Source organism: Streptomyces sp. NPDC001568, from assembly GCF_042893755.1.
Taxonomy (GTDB): Bacteria; Actinomycetota; Actinomycetes; order Streptomycetales; family Streptomycetaceae; genus Streptomyces.
The window spans coordinates 142,954-159,225 of sequence record NZ_JBIAVF010000025.1; the positions used below are offsets into that span (position 1 = coordinate 142,954).

General features: G+C 74.1%; 14 protein-coding genes and 1 pseudogene. 5 read left to right on the plus strand and 10 right to left on the minus strand.

What is annotated here, in order from left to right:
- Positions 1 to 150: 150 nt before the first annotated feature.
- Together ACFY0I_RS35350 and ACFY0I_RS35355 are read left to right on the plus strand one after the other, a co-directional pair.
- Positions 151 to 1,533, plus strand: a complete 1,383-nt coding sequence (locus ACFY0I_RS35350) for an FAD-binding protein (protein WP_388903562.1) — start codon at positions 151 to 153, stop codon at positions 1,531 to 1,533.
- Between the two features lie 22 nt (positions 1,534 to 1,555).
- Positions 1,556 to 3,178: a PucR family transcriptional regulator gene (locus ACFY0I_RS35355; protein ID WP_388903565.1), complete on the plus strand. Its 1,623-nt coding sequence runs from the start codon at positions 1,556 to 1,558 to the stop codon at positions 3,176 to 3,178.
- Positions 3,179 to 3,199: 21 nt separating this feature from the next.
- On the opposite strand, the gene ACFY0I_RS35360 is transcribed toward ACFY0I_RS35355, so the two are convergent.
- The 5 genes from ACFY0I_RS35360 to ACFY0I_RS35380 form a co-directional block, all read right to left on the minus strand.
- Positions 3,200 to 4,321, minus strand: a complete 1,122-nt coding sequence (locus tag ACFY0I_RS35360; protein WP_388903567.1) for a glycosyltransferase family 4 protein — start codon at positions 4,319 to 4,321, stop codon at positions 3,200 to 3,202.
- Positions 4,322 to 4,546: 225 nt separating this feature from the next.
- Positions 4,547 to 6,265, minus strand: a complete 1,719-nt coding sequence (gene recN, locus ACFY0I_RS35365) for a DNA repair protein RecN (RefSeq protein WP_388903613.1) — start codon at positions 6,263 to 6,265, stop codon at positions 4,547 to 4,549.
- A gap of 143 nt (positions 6,266 to 6,408) precedes the next feature.
- On the minus strand, positions 6,409 to 7,368 hold the full coding sequence (locus ACFY0I_RS35370; RefSeq protein WP_388903570.1) for an NAD kinase: 960 nt from the start codon (positions 7,366 to 7,368) through the stop codon (positions 6,409 to 6,411).
- The gene (locus tag ACFY0I_RS35375) at positions 7,365 to 8,180 is read right to left on the minus strand and encodes a TlyA family RNA methyltransferase (protein ID WP_388903572.1); all 816 of its coding nucleotides are present in this window, start codon (positions 8,178 to 8,180) and stop codon (positions 7,365 to 7,367) included. The genes ACFY0I_RS35370 and ACFY0I_RS35375 overlap by 4 nt, the downstream gene beginning before the upstream one ends.
- Before the next feature lie 7 nt (positions 8,181 to 8,187).
- Entirely contained in the window at positions 8,188 to 8,484 is a 297-nt protein-coding gene (locus ACFY0I_RS35380) for a hypothetical protein (protein ID WP_388903573.1), read from the minus strand.
- A gap of 65 nt (positions 8,485 to 8,549) precedes the next feature.
- Between ACFY0I_RS35380 and ACFY0I_RS35385 the strand changes: the two genes are divergently transcribed.
- Entirely contained in the window at positions 8,550 to 8,897 is a 348-nt protein-coding gene (locus tag ACFY0I_RS35385) for an SCP2 sterol-binding domain-containing protein (protein WP_384004141.1), read from the plus strand.
- 41 nt (positions 8,898 to 8,938) lie between these two features.
- On the opposite strand, the gene ACFY0I_RS35390 is transcribed toward ACFY0I_RS35385, so the two are convergent.
- The 4 genes from ACFY0I_RS35390 to ACFY0I_RS35405 form a co-directional block, all read right to left on the minus strand.
- Positions 8,939 to 9,751 carry an ABC transporter ATP-binding protein gene (locus ACFY0I_RS35390; RefSeq protein WP_388903576.1) on the minus strand — a complete coding sequence of 271 codons (813 nt, stop codon included), beginning with the start codon at positions 9,749 to 9,751 and terminating at the stop codon, positions 8,939 to 8,941.
- Between the two features lie 136 nt (positions 9,752 to 9,887).
- Positions 9,888 to 10,976 (minus strand): FecCD family ABC transporter permease, encoded by a 1,089-nt coding sequence (locus ACFY0I_RS35395; RefSeq protein ID WP_388903578.1) that lies wholly within the window; start codon positions 10,974 to 10,976, stop codon positions 9,888 to 9,890.
- A complete protein-coding gene (locus ACFY0I_RS35400) occupies positions 10,973 to 11,905 on the minus strand; it encodes a FecCD family ABC transporter permease (protein WP_388903615.1) in 933 nt (310 codons plus the stop codon). Before ACFY0I_RS35400 ends, ACFY0I_RS35395 begins: the two co-directional genes overlap by 4 nt.
- Positions 11,906 to 12,118: 213 nt before the next feature.
- Positions 12,119 to 13,183 carry an HAD-IIA family hydrolase gene (locus tag ACFY0I_RS35405; protein WP_388903581.1) on the minus strand — a complete coding sequence of 355 codons (1,065 nt, stop codon included), beginning with the start codon at positions 13,181 to 13,183 and terminating at the stop codon, positions 12,119 to 12,121.
- Positions 13,184 to 13,281: 98 nt separating this feature from the next.
- Between ACFY0I_RS35405 and ACFY0I_RS35410 the strand changes: the two genes are divergently transcribed.
- Complete coding sequence (locus ACFY0I_RS35410; protein WP_388903584.1) at positions 13,282 to 14,553, plus strand: DUF1015 family protein; 1,272 nt, start codon at positions 13,282 to 13,284, stop codon at positions 14,551 to 14,553.
- Positions 14,554 to 14,625: 72 nt separating this feature from the next.
- On the opposite strand, the gene ACFY0I_RS35415 is transcribed toward ACFY0I_RS35410, so the two are convergent.
- Positions 14,626 to 15,534 carry a hypothetical protein gene (locus ACFY0I_RS35415; protein WP_388903586.1) on the minus strand — a complete coding sequence of 303 codons (909 nt, stop codon included), beginning with the start codon at positions 15,532 to 15,534 and terminating at the stop codon, positions 14,626 to 14,628.
- 15 nt (positions 15,535 to 15,549) lie between these two features.
- Here ACFY0I_RS35415 and ACFY0I_RS35420 point away from each other — a divergent pair.
- Positions 15,550 to 16,272 (plus strand): annotated as a pseudogene (locus ACFY0I_RS35420) (hypothetical protein); the annotation flags it as partial.

Here is a 16,272-nt window from a genome sequence, read left to right on the forward strand (position 1 = left end):
GCAGGCGGTCGTTCCGGGCGGGCCGCCCCCACGCGCGCGCACCACGCGCGCGCGGGGGCGGCCCGCCCGCAGCCCGTTCCCGGGATGCCCCGGGCCGGTGGCGCGCCTAGCCTGGAGTGGTCCTTTGCCCTTCTCGGAAGGGGGCCGGTCATGGCTTCCCCATCGAAGGCGACCTCGGCCCTGGCCGCGCTCCGCGAGGACCTCTCGGGCCCCGTCCTCACCCCGGAGGACAGCGGCTACGACGAGGCCAGGGCGGTCTTCAACGCCATGATCGACCGGCGTCCGGCGGTGATCGCCCAGTGCGAGAGCGAGGCGGACGTGGTCACGGCCGTCCGCTTCGGCCGCGAGACGGACCTGCCGATCGCGGTCCGCGGCGGCGGCCACAGCGTGGCGGGCATGGCGCTGGGCGACGGCGCGCTCGTGGTGGACCTGCGCCGGATGGACGAGGTGACGGTGCATCCGGGGGCCAGGTCCGTACGGGTGGGCGGCGGCGCGACCATGAGCCGGTTGGACCGGGCCTGCCAGCCGCACGGCCTGGCGACGACCGGCGGCCGGGCCTCCACCACCGGGGTCGGCGGTTTCGTGCTGGGCGGCGGATCGGGCTGGCTGGACCGGAAGTTCGGGCTGGCCGTCGACAACCTGCTGGGCGTGGACCTGGTGACCGCGGGCGGCGAGACGGTCACCGCGACCGCCGAGGACCGTCCGGAGCTCTTCTGGGCGCTGCACGGCGGCGGCGGGAACTTCGGGATCGCCACGTCGATGACGCTCCGGTTGCACGAGCTGCCCGCCATGTCGATCGCGTTCCTGCTGTACCTCCCCGAGTACGGGCCCGAGGTGGTGCGTACGTTCCGGGCCGTGGTGGAGGCGGGCCCGCGCGAGGCGAGCGGGGCGGCCCTCTACCTCACCGGCCCGCCGGAGGAGTTCGTACCGGCGCACCTGGTGGGGCGGCTGATGGCGGGCGCGCTGCTGACCTACGCCGGCCCCGAGGACGAGATGCGCCGGCTGGCCGAGCCGCTGCTGGCGCTGCCGCACGAATCGGAGATCGTGACGGCCATTCCGTACGCCGATCTCCAGTGCATGATCGACGACCCGCCGGGGCTGCGGAACTACTGGTCGGCGGAGTACCTGACGGGCATTCCGGACCCCTTCGTGGACGTGTTCTGCGCGCGGGGCGACACGATGCCCGTGCCGACGGGCACGCAGCACCTCGTGTTCCCGCAGGGCGGCGCGATCGCCGACGGGCCGGCCGACTACCCGGTGCCGTACCGGGACGCGGCCTGGGCGGTCCACCCGTTCGCGATCTGGGAGGATCCGGCGGACGACGAGCTGTGCCGCCAGTGGGTCAAGGACGTACGGGCCGACGTGGCGCCCTGGTCCACCGGCGCGGTCTACCTCAACTTCACCGGTCACGAGGGTTCGGGGCGCATCGTGGCCGGGCTCGGCGCGCAGAACATGCGCCGACTGGGGGCGGTGAAGCAGGAGTACGACCCGGACAACGTCTTCCGGTTCAACCACAACATCGCTCCCGCGTGACCCCCTGGTAGCGTCCGGCGACATGGACAATCAGGGCGGGATCACGGTTCAGCGGGCGCTGGAGCTGCCGGGGCTGCGCAGCGGCCTGCCGGAGGTGGTGGCCTGCGCCGACCGGCTCGGCCGGACCGTCCGCTGGGTGCACGCGGGCGAGGTCCCCAACATCGCCTCACTGCTCAAGGGCGGTGAGCTGCTGCTGACCACGGGTCTGGGCCTGGGCACCCGCCCCGCCGAGCAGCGGGCCTTCGTGCGCCGTCTCGCGGACCGGGGCATCGCCGCGCTGGTCGTCGAGCTGGGTCCGCGCTTCACCCGGCTGCCGGCGACCCTGGTGGAGACGGCCCGCGCGGCCGGCCTGCCGCTGGTGCAGCTGCACCGGGAGGTGCCGTTCGTCGCGGTCACCGAGGAGGTCCACACCGAGATCGTCAACGGCCACTACGCCCTGCTCCAGCGGGCCGAGGAGGTCCACCGGCGATGTACGCAGGCCCTGCTGGGCGGTGGTGGGATCCCGCAGGTGCTGCGCATCCTGGCCGACTTCACGGCCAACCCGGTCTTCCTGGAGACCCCCGACGGGCAGTTGCTGTACGCGGCCGGCCCGGTCGCCGGGGACGCGGCGGCTGACCCGCTCCAGGTCTGGGAGGGGCTGCGCGGCCAGCGCGAGGTCGAGCCCTCGGGGAACGCGGTGGTGATCGACGTGCCCGGCGGCGGTCACGGCACGGGCTCGGTCCGGGCCCGGCTGGTCCTGGCCGGGGTGTCGGCTCCCCTGCTGCCGGTGCACCGGATGGCGGCGGAGCGGACGGCCGGGGTGCTGGCCGTGGTCCTGATGCAGGCCCGGCAGGAGGAGGAGCTGGCGGCGCGCGGCCGCGGCGACTTCCTGACGGACCTGGCGGAGGGCCGCATCTCGGCGGAGGACGCCCCGGCGCAGGCCCGCGTGCTGGGCTTCAGGCCGGGCACGGGACCGCTGCTGCCGATCGTGATGCGGCTCTCCTCCGACCTGGGGGCCTCGGGGAACTGGGCCGTCCTGGCCCGCGCGGTGCTGGAGGAGCTGGCGTCGGTCGGGGTCCCGGTGCTGCTGGGCGTCCGTCCGGTGGAGGGACGGGTGCCGCTGCTGGTGTCGCTGCGCGCCGAGTCCGAGCGCACGACGGTCGCCGACCGGGTCGCGGCCGCGCTGCGGGCGGGCGTCGAGCGGGCCGGCCTGGACCGGGCCGGGGCGCCCCCGGCGGTGGTCGTCGGGGTCTCCGGCAGTTGGGCGGCCGCCTCGGCGGGGCTGCGGCACGCCGCCGAGACGGCGACGGCGGCGCACGGGCTCCCGCCCCGGCCCTGGTACGACGCCCGCCGCCTGGACATCGACCTGCTGCTGTGGCGGTTGCGCGAGCAGCCCGACCTGGCGGCCTTCGTGGACCGGGCGATCGGGGCGCTGCGCGTCCACGACGCCGCTTCCCGGCCGCCGCTGCTGCCCACCCTGGAGACGTACCTGGCGCACGCGGGGCGCAAGGCGGAGACGGCCCGGGAGCTGCACCTGAACCGCCAGACCCTGTACAACCGCCTCGCGCGGATCTCCGAGTTGCTGGGCGCGGACCTGGACGACCCGGAGACGGTGCTCTCCCTCAGCCTGGCCCTGCGCGCCCGCCGGCACGTGGTGGCCTCCTGAGGGAACCGGGGCCGGTCGCCGTCAGCGCTGCCGTTCCATCAGCTCGTCGTACACCGACAGGACCTGCGCGACCGTGTCGTCCTCGGACGGCCACGTCGCGGCCTGGGCCCGCCCCGCCTCCGCGAGGCCGGCGCGCCGGCCGGGGTCGCCGAGCAGCGCGGCCACGGCGCCCGCCAGCGCGCCCGGGTCCCCGTACGGGACCAGCACGGCCGCGTCGCCGACCAGCTCGGGCACTCCGCCGACCTCGGTGGCCACCAGGGCCACCCCGGCCCGCAGGGCCTCCTGGGCCAGCAGGGAGCGTCCTTCCCAGCGGCTGGGCAGCACCGCGATGTCGGCGGCGGCCAGCAGCCGGTCGGCGTCGCGGCGCCGGCCCAGCAGCCGTACCGGCAGGCCCTCCTCCTCGATGCGCCGGGACAACTCGGCGCGCAGCGGCCCCTCCCCCGCGATGACGAGCAGCGGTACCGGGTCCAGGGCCCGCCAGGCACGCGCCGCGTCCAGCAGGACGGAGTACCCGCGCCGGGCCACCAGGCTGCCGATCGCGATGACCAACGGCCTTTCCACGACGCCCAGTTCGGCCCGGGTCTTGTCCGCGTCGAGACCGGGTTCCGCCCCGTCGGGCGCGCCCGCCGGTACCGCCACGGCCGCGAGCCGGGCGTCGCGCGCCCCGCGCAGCCGGGCGAGGTCCACCTGGTCGGAGGAGGCGCCCAGCACCACCGCCGCGGTCCGCGCGACGTGCCGCTCCAGCAGCCGGCCGAGGCGCCCGAACGGGCCGGGGGCCTCGGGGGCGCCGCCGTGCCAGGTCACCACCAGCGGCACCCGCCGGCCGCGCAGGGCCAGGGCGGCCCGCATGCCGGCGCGCACCCCGTGCGCGTGCACCAGGTCCGCCCCGGCGCAGGCGGCCCGCAGCGCGCTCGCGGCGTCCGGCGTGAACTCCGCGCCGGCGCCGGTGAAGTCGTACTCCCCCTCCGCGGCGACGGGGGCGCAGACCGTCACGCGCACCCCGCGCGCGGCCAGACCGGTCGTCAGGGACCGTACGTGGGCGCTGCTGCCCGCGCCCGCACCGCCGAGGATCTGGACGGTACGCAGCGGGGGCCGCCCGTACGGTTGTGCGGGGGCGGGGAACGAAACCGGGGAGCTGCTCACGGGCCGAAGCTCCAGGGGGAGGAGTCAGAGACGTCGCCCAGGATGCCAGTCCGCACGCGCGTTCCGGGACCATACGGGTGCGGATCCCGTACGGGATACCGCGCGCTGCCCGCCGGCCTCACCCACACGGGCTACCGCGACGTCACCCCGGAGCCGTCCGGAGCCCCGTCCCCGACGTGCCGGAGGGGCCCGGGACGGACGTCGTCCCGGGCCCCTCCGGCCGCGTCAGGCGTCGGCGCGGGCCGCGTCGAGCAGTTCCTCGGCGTGGGCGCGCGCGGTCTGCGAGTCCTCCTGCCCGGCCAGCATCCGGGACAGTTCGCGGATCCGGTCCTCGCCCTCCAGCACGGTCACGCCCGAGCGGGTCACGGACCCGTCGACGGTCTTCTCCACCAGCAGCTGCCGGTCGGCGAAGGCCGCCACCTGCGGAAGGTGGGTGACGACCACGACCTGCGCGGACTTGGCCAGCTTCGCGAGCCGCCGTCCGACCTCGACGGCCGCCTTGCCGCCGACGCCCGCGTCGACCTCGTCGAAGAGGTAGGTGGGCACCGGGTCGGACCCGGCGAACACGACCTCCACCGCCAGCATGACCCGGGACAGCTCACCGCCGGAGGCGCCCTTGGCGATCGGCCGCGGCTGGGCGCCCGGGTGCGGGGCCAGCAGCAGTTCGACCTCGTCGGCGCCCGAGGGTCCGTACGCGACCGTGCGACCGCCGACCTCGACGCCCTCGGCGTCCTCGGCCTGCCGGATGTCGATCGTCACGCGCGCGTGCGGCATGGCCAGGGAGGCCAGTTCCGCGGTCACGGCGGAGGCGAACCGTTCGGCGGCCTCGCCCCGCGCGTCCGTCAACGCCTGTGCCAACAGGGAGAGTTCGTCGCGCAGTGCGTCCCGCTCGGCGGTCAGCTCGGCGATCCGCTCGTCGTCCCCGTCCAGCTCCAGCAGCCGGGCGGAGCCCTGCTGGGCCCATTGGAGTACGGAGTCGATGGAGTCGCCGTACTTGCGGGTGAGCTGCGTCAGCGCCGCCCGGCGCTCCTCCACCGCGGCGAGCCGCAGCGGATCGGCGTCGAGGTCGTCGGCGTACCCCGCGAGTTCGCCGGCCACGTCGGTGAGCAGGATGCCGAGCTCCCCGATCCGCTCGGCGAGCGCTCCCAGGACCGGGTCGTGGGAGCGTACGGATTCCAGGGCCCGGTGCGCGCCCGCGACGAGCGTGTTCGCGTCGATGCCCTCCGGGTCCTCGGGGTTGCCCGCGAGGGCCGCGTGGGCGACCTGCGCGGCCGACGCGAGCGATTCGGCGTGTCCGAGCCGCTCGGCCTCCGCCGCCAGCTCGGCGTCCTCGCCGGGCAGCGGTTCCACGGCGGCGACCTCCTCGAGGCCGAAGCGCAGCAGGTCCGCCTCCTGGGCCCGCTCCCGGGCCCGGGTGGTGAGGGTGTCCAGCTCGACGGCGACGGCGCGCAACCTGCGGTAGGCGCCGGCGTACTTCTCCAGGGGGACGGCGACCGCGTCCCCGGCGTACCGGTCGAGGGCCTGGCGCTGCCGGGCGGGCCTCAGGAGGCCCTGCTGGTCGGTCTGGCCGTGGACGGCGATCAGTTCGTCGGCGAGCTCGCCGAGCAGGCCGACGGGCACCGAGCGGCCGCCGACGTGGGCGCGCGAGCGCCCCTCGGCGGACACGGTCCGGCTGATCAGCAGGACGCCCTCGTCGAGCTCCGCCCCGGCCTCCTCGGCGCGCAGGGCGGCGGGCGAGTCCGGGCGCAGGACGATGCGTCCCTCGACCACCGCGGCCTTGGCCCCGATCCGTACCAGGGCCGGGTCGGCGCGACCGCCGAGCAGCAGGCCGAGGCTGGTGACGACCATCGTCTTGCCCGCGCCGGTCTCGCCGGTCACCGCGGTGAATCCGGGCGACAGCTCGACCACCGCGTCGTCGATGACCCCGAGCGACCGTATCCGCATCTCCTCAAGCACGGGACGACGATACCGAGGTTTCACCGGTGCCATGGGACAGCGCCCACGCGAGCGTTTCGAACGCGTGTACCAATACCGACTTATGGGACGGCACCCGAGGGTGGCTTCCGGCGGCTTCCGACGCCGTCCGCCTAGTGGGGTGCGCCGCGCCAGCCCGAGACCGGCAGCGCGAACTTCGCGACGAGCCGGTCCGTGAAGGACGCGTGGTGCAGCCGGGCGAGCCGCACCGGCACCGTGCCCCGGCGGACCTCCACCCGGGCCCCGGACGGCAGCTCCAGCATCCGCCGCCCGTCGCACCACAGCACGCCGTGCGGGGTGCCCGTCTGCACCTCGACCGCCAGCACCGAGTCCGGCGAGGTCACCAGGGGCTTCGCGAACAGCGCGTGCGCGCTGATCGGCACCATCAGCAGCGCCTCGACCTCCGGCCACACCACCGGTCCGCCCGCCGAGAAGGCGTACGCCGTCGAGCCGGTCGGCGTCGCGCAGACGATCCCGTCACACCCGAAGCCGGTCACCGGGCGCCCGTCGATCTCCAGGACCACCTCCAGCATCCGCTCCGGGGACACCTTCTGGACGGCGGCCTCGTTCAGCGCCCAGTCCCGGTGGACCACGTCACCGTTCGTCCGTACGAGGACGTCGAGGGTCATCCGCTCCTCGACCTCGTACTCCCGGGTGACGACCCGGTCCACGACCCGGTCCAGGTCGTCGCGCTCGGCCTCGGCGAGGAACCCGACCCGGCCCAGGTTGACGCCGAGCATCGGAACGCCCGAGCCGCGCGCGAACTCCGCCCCGCGCAGCAGGGTCCCGTCGCCGCCCAGCACGATCAGCAGCTCACACCCCTCGAGCACCGTGGGCGTGCACTCCGCGACGAGTTCCACCTCGGGCGGCAGCGGCAGGTCCGCCGCCTCGTGCTCCAGGACGCGGACCCCGAGGCCCGATTTCAGGAGGCCCTGCACGACCAGTTCCGCACTGCGGATGGCCGCGGGCCGCCCGGTGTGCGCGACCAGGAAGACGGTGCGCGGCGCCGCCGGATCCGGTTCCCCCGGACCCGTCGGAAATGCCGAACCCGCTGACGCCGATGAATCTGTCACTGAGGCCCCTCCGCCACTGCACGATCCACATCCCCCGGGTCGAGTGCCGGTGCCCCCGCCCGCAGCCACAAAAAGTACTCGACGTTCCCCGACGGACCGGGCAGCGGGCTCGCCGTCACCCCGACCACGCCCAGCCCCAGCTTCCAGGCCTGCGCCGCGACGTCGCGCACCGCTTCCGCGCGCAGCTCGGGGCTGCGCACCACGCCGCCGCTGCCGAGGCGGTCCTTGCCCACCTCGAACTGCGGCTTCACCATCAGCACCAGGTCCGCGCCGGCTGCCGTGCACCGTACGAGCGCGGGCAGCACCAGCCCGATCGAGATGAACGACAGGTCCCCGACGACCAGGTCCACCGGGATCCCGTCGATCAGCTCGACGGTCAGCTCGCGGACGTTGGTGCGGTCCTTCACCGTGACCCGGTCGTCGCTCTGCAGGGACCAGGCGAGCTGCCCGTACCCGACGTCGACGGCGACGACGTGGTCCACGCCCGCCCGCAGCAGCACGTCGGTGAAGCCGCCGGTGGAGGCTCCGGCGTCGAGCGCCCGCCGACCCTCGACGACCAGGCCCCGCGGCCCGAACGCCGCGAGGGCGCCGGCCAGCTTGTGGCCGCCCCGGGAGACGTAGTCGGGGTCGCTGTCGTCCTTCAGCACGACGAGGGCCGCGCTGGTCTCGACCTGGGTGGCCGGCTTGGTCGCGGTGGTACCGCCCACCGTCACCCGGCCGGCGGCGATCAGCTGGGCCGCGTGCTCCCGCGAGCGGGCCATGCTGCGGCGTACCAGTTCGGCGTCCAGGCGGCGGCGTGCCACTCCTGCCACGATCGGTTCAGCTCCTGTTTTCGTAAGGTCCGGGGACGGTCGGTGCGTCCAGCGCGGTCAGCGCCTCGCGCAGTCCCCTGTGCACATCCTCGTACACCTCGACGTGTCCGTCCGCCGCGAGCCGGTCCGCGTCCGCCAGCCGCTCCAGGTGGCCGTCGACGGCGGCGTGGCCGGTGGGGGTGCGTACGACGCCCAGCGGAGCGGGCGCGGCCGGTTCGGCGGACTCCGCCGCGAGGTCCTCGCCGGACGCCGTCCCGGGCCCCTCGGAGTGGTCGGCGGCGCTCTCCGGTCGTTCGTCGGTCATGGTTCGACGCTACCGCGAAGCGGGTCGACGGCCGCGCACGGCTCTGCGGTACGGTCGTGATCACCATGGCTACGATCGAGGAGTGCCGCGAAGCACTCGACCGACTCTCCGACAACCTGGCGCGGGCCGAGGGCGACGTGCGCGGCGCGACCGCCCTGGACCGCTCCCTGAGCTGTCACATCACCGACCTCGACCGGACCTTCACCGGCCGCCTCGACGACGGCCGGATCCGGGTGGACGCGGTCGAGCCCGGCCCGCCCCGCGCGAAGGCCGAGATCAGGCTCGCGATGACCGGCGACGACCTGCTCGCGCTGGTCGCGGGCGAGCTGAAGTTCCCCAAGGCCTGGGCCTCGGGCCGGGTCCGGCTGGAGGCGGGCTTCCGCGATCTGCTGCGCCTGAAGTCCCTGCTGTAGGACGGGACCCGGCGGACTCGTCCGCGCGGTGGTCCAGTGGTTCAGAGCGCTGCGGCAGCCGCGCGCGTACGGGCCGAGCGGCCCGCCGGCACCACCAGGGGCGTGCCCGTCTCCGGGTCCTCGATGATCTGGCAGCGGACCCCGAAGACCTCCTCCACCAGCCCGGCGGTGACCACCTCGGCGGGCGGGCCCTCCGCGACGACGACTCCCCCGCGCAGCGCGATCAGGTGGGTGGCGTAGCGGGCGGCGTGGTTGAGGTCGTGGAGCACCGCCACCAGGGTCCGGCCCTGTTCCTCGTGCAGCTCCGCGCACAGGTCGAGGACGTCGAGCTGGTGCTGGATGTCCAGATAGGTCGTCGGCTCGTCGAGCAGCAGCAGCGGGGTCTGCTGGGCGAGCGCCATCGCGATCCACACCCGCTGGCGCTGACCGCCCGACAGCTCGTCCACGGACCGGTCGGCGAGCTCGGCGACGCCGGTGGCGGCCATCGACTCGTTCACGATCCGCTCGTCCTGCGGCGACCACTGGCGCAGCAGTCCCTGGTGCGGGTACCGGCCGCGCGAGACGAGGTCGGCGACGGTGATGCCGTCGGGGGCGATCGAGGACTGCGGGAGCAGGCCCAGCGTCCTGGCCACCTTCTTGGCGGGCATCGACGCGATGGCCTGCCCGTCCAGCAGCACCCGCCCCGTGGACGGCTTCAGCATCCGCGACAGGGCCCGCAGCAGTGTCGACTTCCCGCAGGCGTTGGGGCCCACGATCACCGTGAAGGAGTGGTCGGGTATCTCCACCGACAGGTTCTCCGCGATGATCCGCTGGTCGTAGCCGAGCGTGACGTTCTCCGCGGTCAGCCGCTGCACGTGCGTACTCCTCGTATGGCCGGACTGGTTGCCGGGCTCGTTTCCGGGCTCGTTTCCGGACCGATTTCCGATGCGGGACTTCTTGCCGGATTCCTTGCCGGAATCCTTCCCGGGGCGCTCCCGCCGGCCGGCGTCCTCATATGCGTCCCGCCTTGCGCTCCGCGACGAGCAGCCAGAGCAGGTAGAGGCCGCCGACGAGCCCGGTCACCACGCCCACCGGCAGCTGGTCCGCGCCGAACGCCCGCTGCGAGGCCAGGTCGGAGGCCAGCAGCAGGACGGCGCCCATCAGCGCGCCGGTCAGCAGGTTCGAGCCGGTCGAGCGGCTCAGCCGTCGCGCCAGTTGGGGCGCGGCCAGCGCGACGAAGCTGATCGGCCCGGCGGCCGCGGCCGCCGCGGTGGTCAGGACGATCGCCGCCGGCATCAGCACCATGCGGGTGCGTTCCACCCGCACGCCCAGCGCGTACGCCGCGTCGTCACCCATCTCGATCGTGCGCAGCGCCCGGCTCTGCCCGAGGACCAGCGGGAACAGTACGGCGCAGGTCGCCAGCAGCGGCCACACCTGCGCCCAGTCCCGGCCGGCCAGCGAACCCGTCAGCCAGACCATCGCCCGGGTGGCCTCGACGACCTGGGCCTTGGTCATCAGGTACTGGATCACGGCGACGAGCACGGCGGAGGAGCCGATGCCGACGAGCACCAGCCGGTACCCCTGGATCCCCTGTTTGTACGCGAGCAGGTAGACGGCGGCGCCCGTGAGCAGACCGCCGATCAGCGCGCCCAGCGCCACCTCGCCGGCGCCGCCCTTGAAGACGACGATGACGACGAGCGCGCCCACGGACGCGCCGTGCCCGAAGCCCAACAGGTCGGGCGAGCCCAGCGGGTTGCGGGAGACGGACTGGAAGACCGCGCCGGACATCCCGAGGGCCGCGCCGACCAGGACGGCGACGAGGACCCGGGGCAGCCGCAGGTCGTTGACGATGAAGTCGTGGGCGGGGCTGCCGTTGCCCAGCAGGGTCCGTACGACGTCCGCGGGCGCGATCTCGAAGTCGCCGGTGCCGATGAGCACGACGGCGAGCACCACGGTCGCGACGGCCAGCACCACTCCGGTGACCAGCGCGCGGGGCTCCACGCGCAGCGAGGTCCGCCCGGGCCCGCGCAGCGCCCGCAGCCGGGCCTTCGGCGCGGTGGAGACGGCGCCGGCCGCGGTCTTCGTACCGTTCGCGCTCACAGTTGGGCCATCCTCTTGCGCCGGACCAGGTGGATGAAGACCGGCCCGCCGATCAGCGCCGTGACGATCCCGACCTGCAGTTCGGCGGGCCGGGTGACGACCCGTCCGATGACGTCGGCGCCCAGCAGCAGGACCGGCGCCAGCACCGCCGAGTACACCAGCACCCAGCGCATGTCCGGCCCGGTCAAGGCCCGCACCAGGTGCGGGATCATCAGCCCGACGAACACGATCGGTCCGCACGCCGCGGTCGCCGCCCCGCACAGCAGGGTGATGGCGACCATCGCCGCGATCCGGGTCCGCGTCAGGTGGGCGCCCAGGGCCCGCGCGGTGTCGTCGCCCATGGCCATGGCGTTGAGCGGGCGTCCCAGCAACAGCGCGAGGGCCGCGCCGGCCAGCAGGAACGGCGCCACCTGTTGGACGGTGTCCATGGTCGCGGAGGACAGCGACCCGACCGTCCAGAAACGCAGCTTGTCCAGCGCCTTGGAGTCCATGAGCTGCACGGCGTTGATGTAGCCGACGAGCGCGGCGCTGGCCGCCGTACCGGCGAGCGCGAGGCGCACCGGCGTCGCGCTGCGGCTGCCGCCGAGCACGTAGACGACGACCGAGACGACTCCCGCCCCGAGGAAGGCCCACCACACGAACTCGGTCAGCGAGGCGGCCCCGAAGAAGCTGATCGCCGATACGACGGCGGCCGCGGCGCCCGCGTTCACACCGAGGATGCCGGGCTCGGCCAGCGGGTTGCGGGTCAGGGCCTGCATCACCGCGCCGGACAGGCCGAGGCCCAGCCCGACGAGCACCCCGAGGAGGGTGCGCGGGACCCGCAGGTCCCGCACCACCACGTCGTTCGGGGTTCCGGCGTACGAGAACAGGCCGTGCCAGACGTCGTCGAGGGACATCGGCTTGGCCCCGACGGCGATGCTCGCCACCATGATCAGGACCAGTACGGCGACCGCGCCGAGCAGCCCGGCCGCGCGCGCCGCGTGGCGCGGACGGGCGGCGGGCACCGGCGCGGTGCTCCGTTCGGATTCGGGGGGACTGTCGATTAATACGAAGGTTAGGCTAACCTAGCTTGCCGACAATGCGTTCATCCGAACGACCGAGGCGAGCGCCCCGGAGGGAGCGCCTCCGGATGAACGCCCGGCTCACAGCCCCAGCTTGGCCAGCGCCTTCTCCACGTCGTGCGCATAGGAGCCGTCCCCGGCCGCCGACCAGGCGACCGCGCACAGCGCCCGCAGCCCGTCGATCGGATCCGCGTCCACCGACGACGGTGTCCCGTCGGCCTCCGGGACCGGCGAGACGTCCAGGTAGGTGCCCGTGTCCACGGCGCTCCAGCCGCCGCACCGCCAGGTGCCGGCCCGCTCCGTCGGTTCCGGCTGCCCGGTCAACAGCCCGCGCAGGTCACGGTCCACGTAGGTCGGCCGGTGCTTCGGCTCGGCCCGCAGCAGCTGCGCGGCGTCCGTCACCCCGGTCAGCACGAGCAGCGAGTCGACGTCCCCGTTGTGGGCGCCCTCGATGTCGGTGTCCAGCCGGTCCCCGACCACCAACGGCCGCTTCGCCCCGGTCCGCAGGACCGTCTCCCGGTGCATCGGGGGCAGCGGCTTCCCCGCCACCTGCGGCTCCGCGCCCGTGGCGATCCGTACGACCTCCACGGCCGCGCCGTTGCCCGGCGCGATCCCGCGCGCGCCCGGAATCGTCAGGTCCGTGTTCGACGCGTACCAGGGCACCCCCCGGTTGATCGCGTACGAGGCCTCCGCGAACCGCCCCCACGCCAGGTCCGGTCCCCCGTACCCCTGGACGACCGCCGCGAGCCCCTCCTCCTCGGCCGAGTCCACCGGCACCAACCCGCGCTCGCGCAACGCGACCCGCAGCCCCTCGCCACCGATCACCAGCACCTTCGCACCGGCCTCCACCTGGTCCGCGATCAGCCGGGCCACCGCCTGCGCCGAGGTGATCACCTCGGCCGCGTCCGTCGGGATCCCGAGCTCGCCGAGGTGCTCCGCCACCGCCTCCGGCGTCCGCAGCGCGTTGTTCGTGACGTAGGCGAGGTGCATCCCCTCCTCCCGGGCCACCGCGAGGGAGTCCACGGCGTGCGCGATGGCACGGCCCCCCGCGTACACCACCCCGTCGAGGTCCAGCAGGGCCGTGTCGTACGCCTGGTGCAGACTCCGCTCACTGCCCGCGGGACTGGTCCTGCTCTGCCGGGTCATCCGGTCCGCTCCTCACATGATCGAACTTGTCCGATATTGCGCTACCCCATTACTCCCCCGATCATCCCGCATCGCGAGACGCGTCTTACGATGCACCAATGACCACACCTGGCAACGCGGAGCACGGGCTGCGCCTGATCCCCTTCCACGGACTGCGTTACGTCCCGGAACGCGTCGGCAGCCTGTCCGCCGTCACCTCGCCGCCGTACGACGTGGTCGTACGACCCGACGGAGTCGACTACCTCGAATCCGCGGACCCGCACAACATCGTCCGGCTGATCCTGCCGCAGGCCGAAACCCCGGCCGCCCGCAACGAGCAGGCCGCCCGCACCCTCCACGACTGGCTGGCCGAGGGCGTCCTCAGCGCCGACCCCGACGCCGCCCTCTACGTCTACGAGCAGCGCAAGGGCTCCCTCCTGCAACGCGGCGTCGTCGGCGCCCTGGCCCTGTCGACCGCGGACGCCGGCATCGTCCTGCCGCACGAGGACGTCATGCCGGACGTCGTCACCGACCGCGCCGGCCTGATGCGCGCGACGTCGGCGAACCTGGAACCGCTGCTGCTCACCTACCGCGGTGACGGACCGGGTACCGGGGCCGCAGCCGTCGTGGAGGCCGCCGCCACCCGCACCCCCCTCCTGTCGACCGTCACCGAGGACGGGTTCCTGCACCGGCTGTGGGCCGTCACCGATCCGGCCGAGCTGGCCGCCGTCGCCGCCGACCTCGGCCACCGCCAGGCCCTCATCGCCGACGGCCACCACCGCTGGGCGACGTACCTGCGCCTCCAGGAGGAGCACGGCTCCCCCACCCCGTGGGACTTCGGCCTGGTCCTCCTCGTCGACACGGCCCGCTACCCGCTCCAGGTCCGCGCCATCCACCGGATGCTGCGCCGCCTGCCCCTCGCCGACGCGCTCGCCGCGCTCGAAGGGAACTTCCGCGTCCGCCCCGTCGACGGGCCCCTGCCGCTCGCCCTGGAAGTCCTCGCGGACGCCTCGGAACGCGGCAACGCCTTCCTGCTCACCGGGGACGGCACCTTCCACCTGGTCACCGACCCCGACCCGGAGCTGATCGCCCGGACCGTGCGCCGCGACCGCCCCGAGGCCTGGCGCCGGCTCGACGCGACCGTGCTGCACGCCTCCCTGCTGGACACCCTGTGGCAGGTGCCGGACGCCCCGGACCACATCACGTACATCCACGACGCCCCCGCGACCGTCGCCATGGCCGAACGCCACGGCGGCACCGCCGTCCTGCTGCACCCCGTACGCGAGGACGTGGTGCGGGACCTGGCCCGCCAGGGCGTCACCATGCCCCGCAAGTCCACCTCCTTCGGCCCGAAGCCGGCGACGGGCCTGGTGCTGCGCAGCCTCGACTGACCGGGCCCCGAACGCGCGAAAGGGCGGTACCCCCGGTGGGGTACCGCCCTTTCGTCACGTCAGTCCGACTGCTCAGACCCGGTCGTCGCGCTCATCGCGCTCGTCCCGGTCATCGCGCTCGTCGCGCTCGTCGTCGCGCTCGTCGTCCTCGATGACCACGATCTCGTCGGTGGCGTCGACGTCGGAGTCCTCGACGGGCTCGTACTCGTCGTCGTCCTCGTCGTAGTACTCGGCCTGGTCGCCCGCGCGCTCGGCGGCGGCGACTTCGGCTTCGTCCTGGTCGTCGTCCTGGTCGTCGTCCTCGTCATCGAAGTCGGCGTCCGCGTCGTCGTTCGCGTTCTCCGCGAGGGTCGCGGCGTCCACGAACTCGACGCCGTCGATCTCGGCGAGGCGGTCGGAGGCGTCGGTCGCCCCGTCCTTGTCCGCTTCGAGGGTCTTGGCGAACCACTCGCGCGCCTCGTCCTCACGACCGGCCGCCAGCAGGGCGTCGGCGTACGCGTACCGCAGGCGCGCGGTCCACGGCTGCACGGCGCTGGAGGCCAGTTCCGGACTCTGGAGGGTGACGATGGCGGCGTCGAGCTCGCCCATGTCACGGCGGGCACCGGCGGCGACCAGACGCATCTCGACCTGGCCGGCCTTGTCCAGCTTCTGCACCTCGGGCTCGCCGGCCATGGCCAGCGCCCGCTCCGGACGGCCGAGGCCGCGCTCGCAGTCGGCCATCACGGGCCACAACTCGACGGAACCGGTCATCCGCTTCGCGGCACGGAACTCGGCGAGAGCCTCGCTGTACTTCTGCGTGGCGTACGCCGCGAAGCCGGCGGCCTCGCGGACGGCGGCGACGCGGGAGGCCAGACGCAGGGCGATGCGGGCGTACGCGTACGACTGCTCCGGGTCCTCGTCGATCAGCCGGGCCACCATCACCAGGTTGCGCGAAACCTCCTCGGCCAGGCCCTTGGGCAGGCTCAGGAGCTCCTGACGCACATCGGCGTCGATCTCGTGGCCGGTGATGTCGTCGTCGATCGGAAGCCGCTTGACCGGGTCCCGGTCGCGGTCGGCACGGAAGTCACGGTCGCCACCCCGGTCGTCACGCCCGCGGTAGCCACCACGGTCGCCGCCCCGGTCATCGCGTCCGCCACGGAACCCACCACGGTCCCCGCCGCGGTCGTCGTCGCGACGCGGGTACGAGGGACGGTCCCCACCCCGGTCGTCGCGGCGCGGGAAGGACGGACGGTCCCCACCACGGTCATCACGACCACCACGGAACCCACCACGGTCATCGTCACGACGCGGGTACGACGGACGGTCCCCACCCCGGTCATCACGACGCGGGAAGGACGGACGGTCCCCACCACGGTCATCACGACCACCACGGAACCCACCACGGTCGTCATCACGACGCGGGTACGACGGACGGTCGCTACCGCCACGGTCATCGCGACGCGGGAAGGACGGACGGTCGCTGCCGCCACGGTCGTCACGACGGAAACCGCCGCCACCACCCGAGGGACGCCCACCACGGTCGTCATCACGGCGCGGGTACGACGGACGGTCCCCACCACGGTCGTCACGACGGAAACCGCCGCCACCACCCGAGGGACGCCCACCACGGTCGTCATCACGGCGCGGGTACGACGGACGGTCGCTACCGCCACGGTCATCGCGACGCGGGAAGGACGGACGGTCGCTGCCGCCACGGTCGTCACGACGGAAACCGCCGCA

Bases quoted from the DNA above. Each gene is read 5' to 3' on its own strand.
- ACFY0I_RS35350 (WP_388903562.1), top strand. From the start codon at position 151: ATGGCTTCCCCATCGAAGGCGACCTCGGCCCTGGCCGCGCTCCGCGAG.
- ACFY0I_RS35355 (WP_388903565.1), top strand. From the start codon at position 1,556: ATGGACAATCAGGGCGGGATCACGGTTCAGCGGGCGCTGGAGCTGCCG.
- recN (WP_388903613.1), bottom strand. From the start codon at position 6,265: ATGCGGATACGGTCGCTCGGGGTCATCGACGACGCGGTGGTCGAGCTG.
- ACFY0I_RS35380 (WP_388903573.1), bottom strand. From the start codon at position 8,484: ATGACCGACGAACGACCGGAGAGCGCCGCCGACCACTCCGAGGGGCCC.
- ACFY0I_RS35385 (WP_384004141.1), top strand. From the start codon at position 8,550: ATGGCTACGATCGAGGAGTGCCGCGAAGCACTCGACCGACTCTCCGAC.
- ACFY0I_RS35400 (WP_388903615.1), bottom strand. From the start codon at position 11,905: ATGGTGGCGAGCATCGCCGTCGGGGCCAAGCCGATGTCCCTCGACGAC.
- ACFY0I_RS35405 (WP_388903581.1), bottom strand. From the start codon at position 13,183: ATGACCCGGCAGAGCAGGACCAGTCCCGCGGGCAGTGAGCGGAGTCTG.
- ACFY0I_RS35410 (WP_388903584.1), top strand. From the start codon at position 13,282: ATGACCACACCTGGCAACGCGGAGCACGGGCTGCGCCTGATCCCCTTC.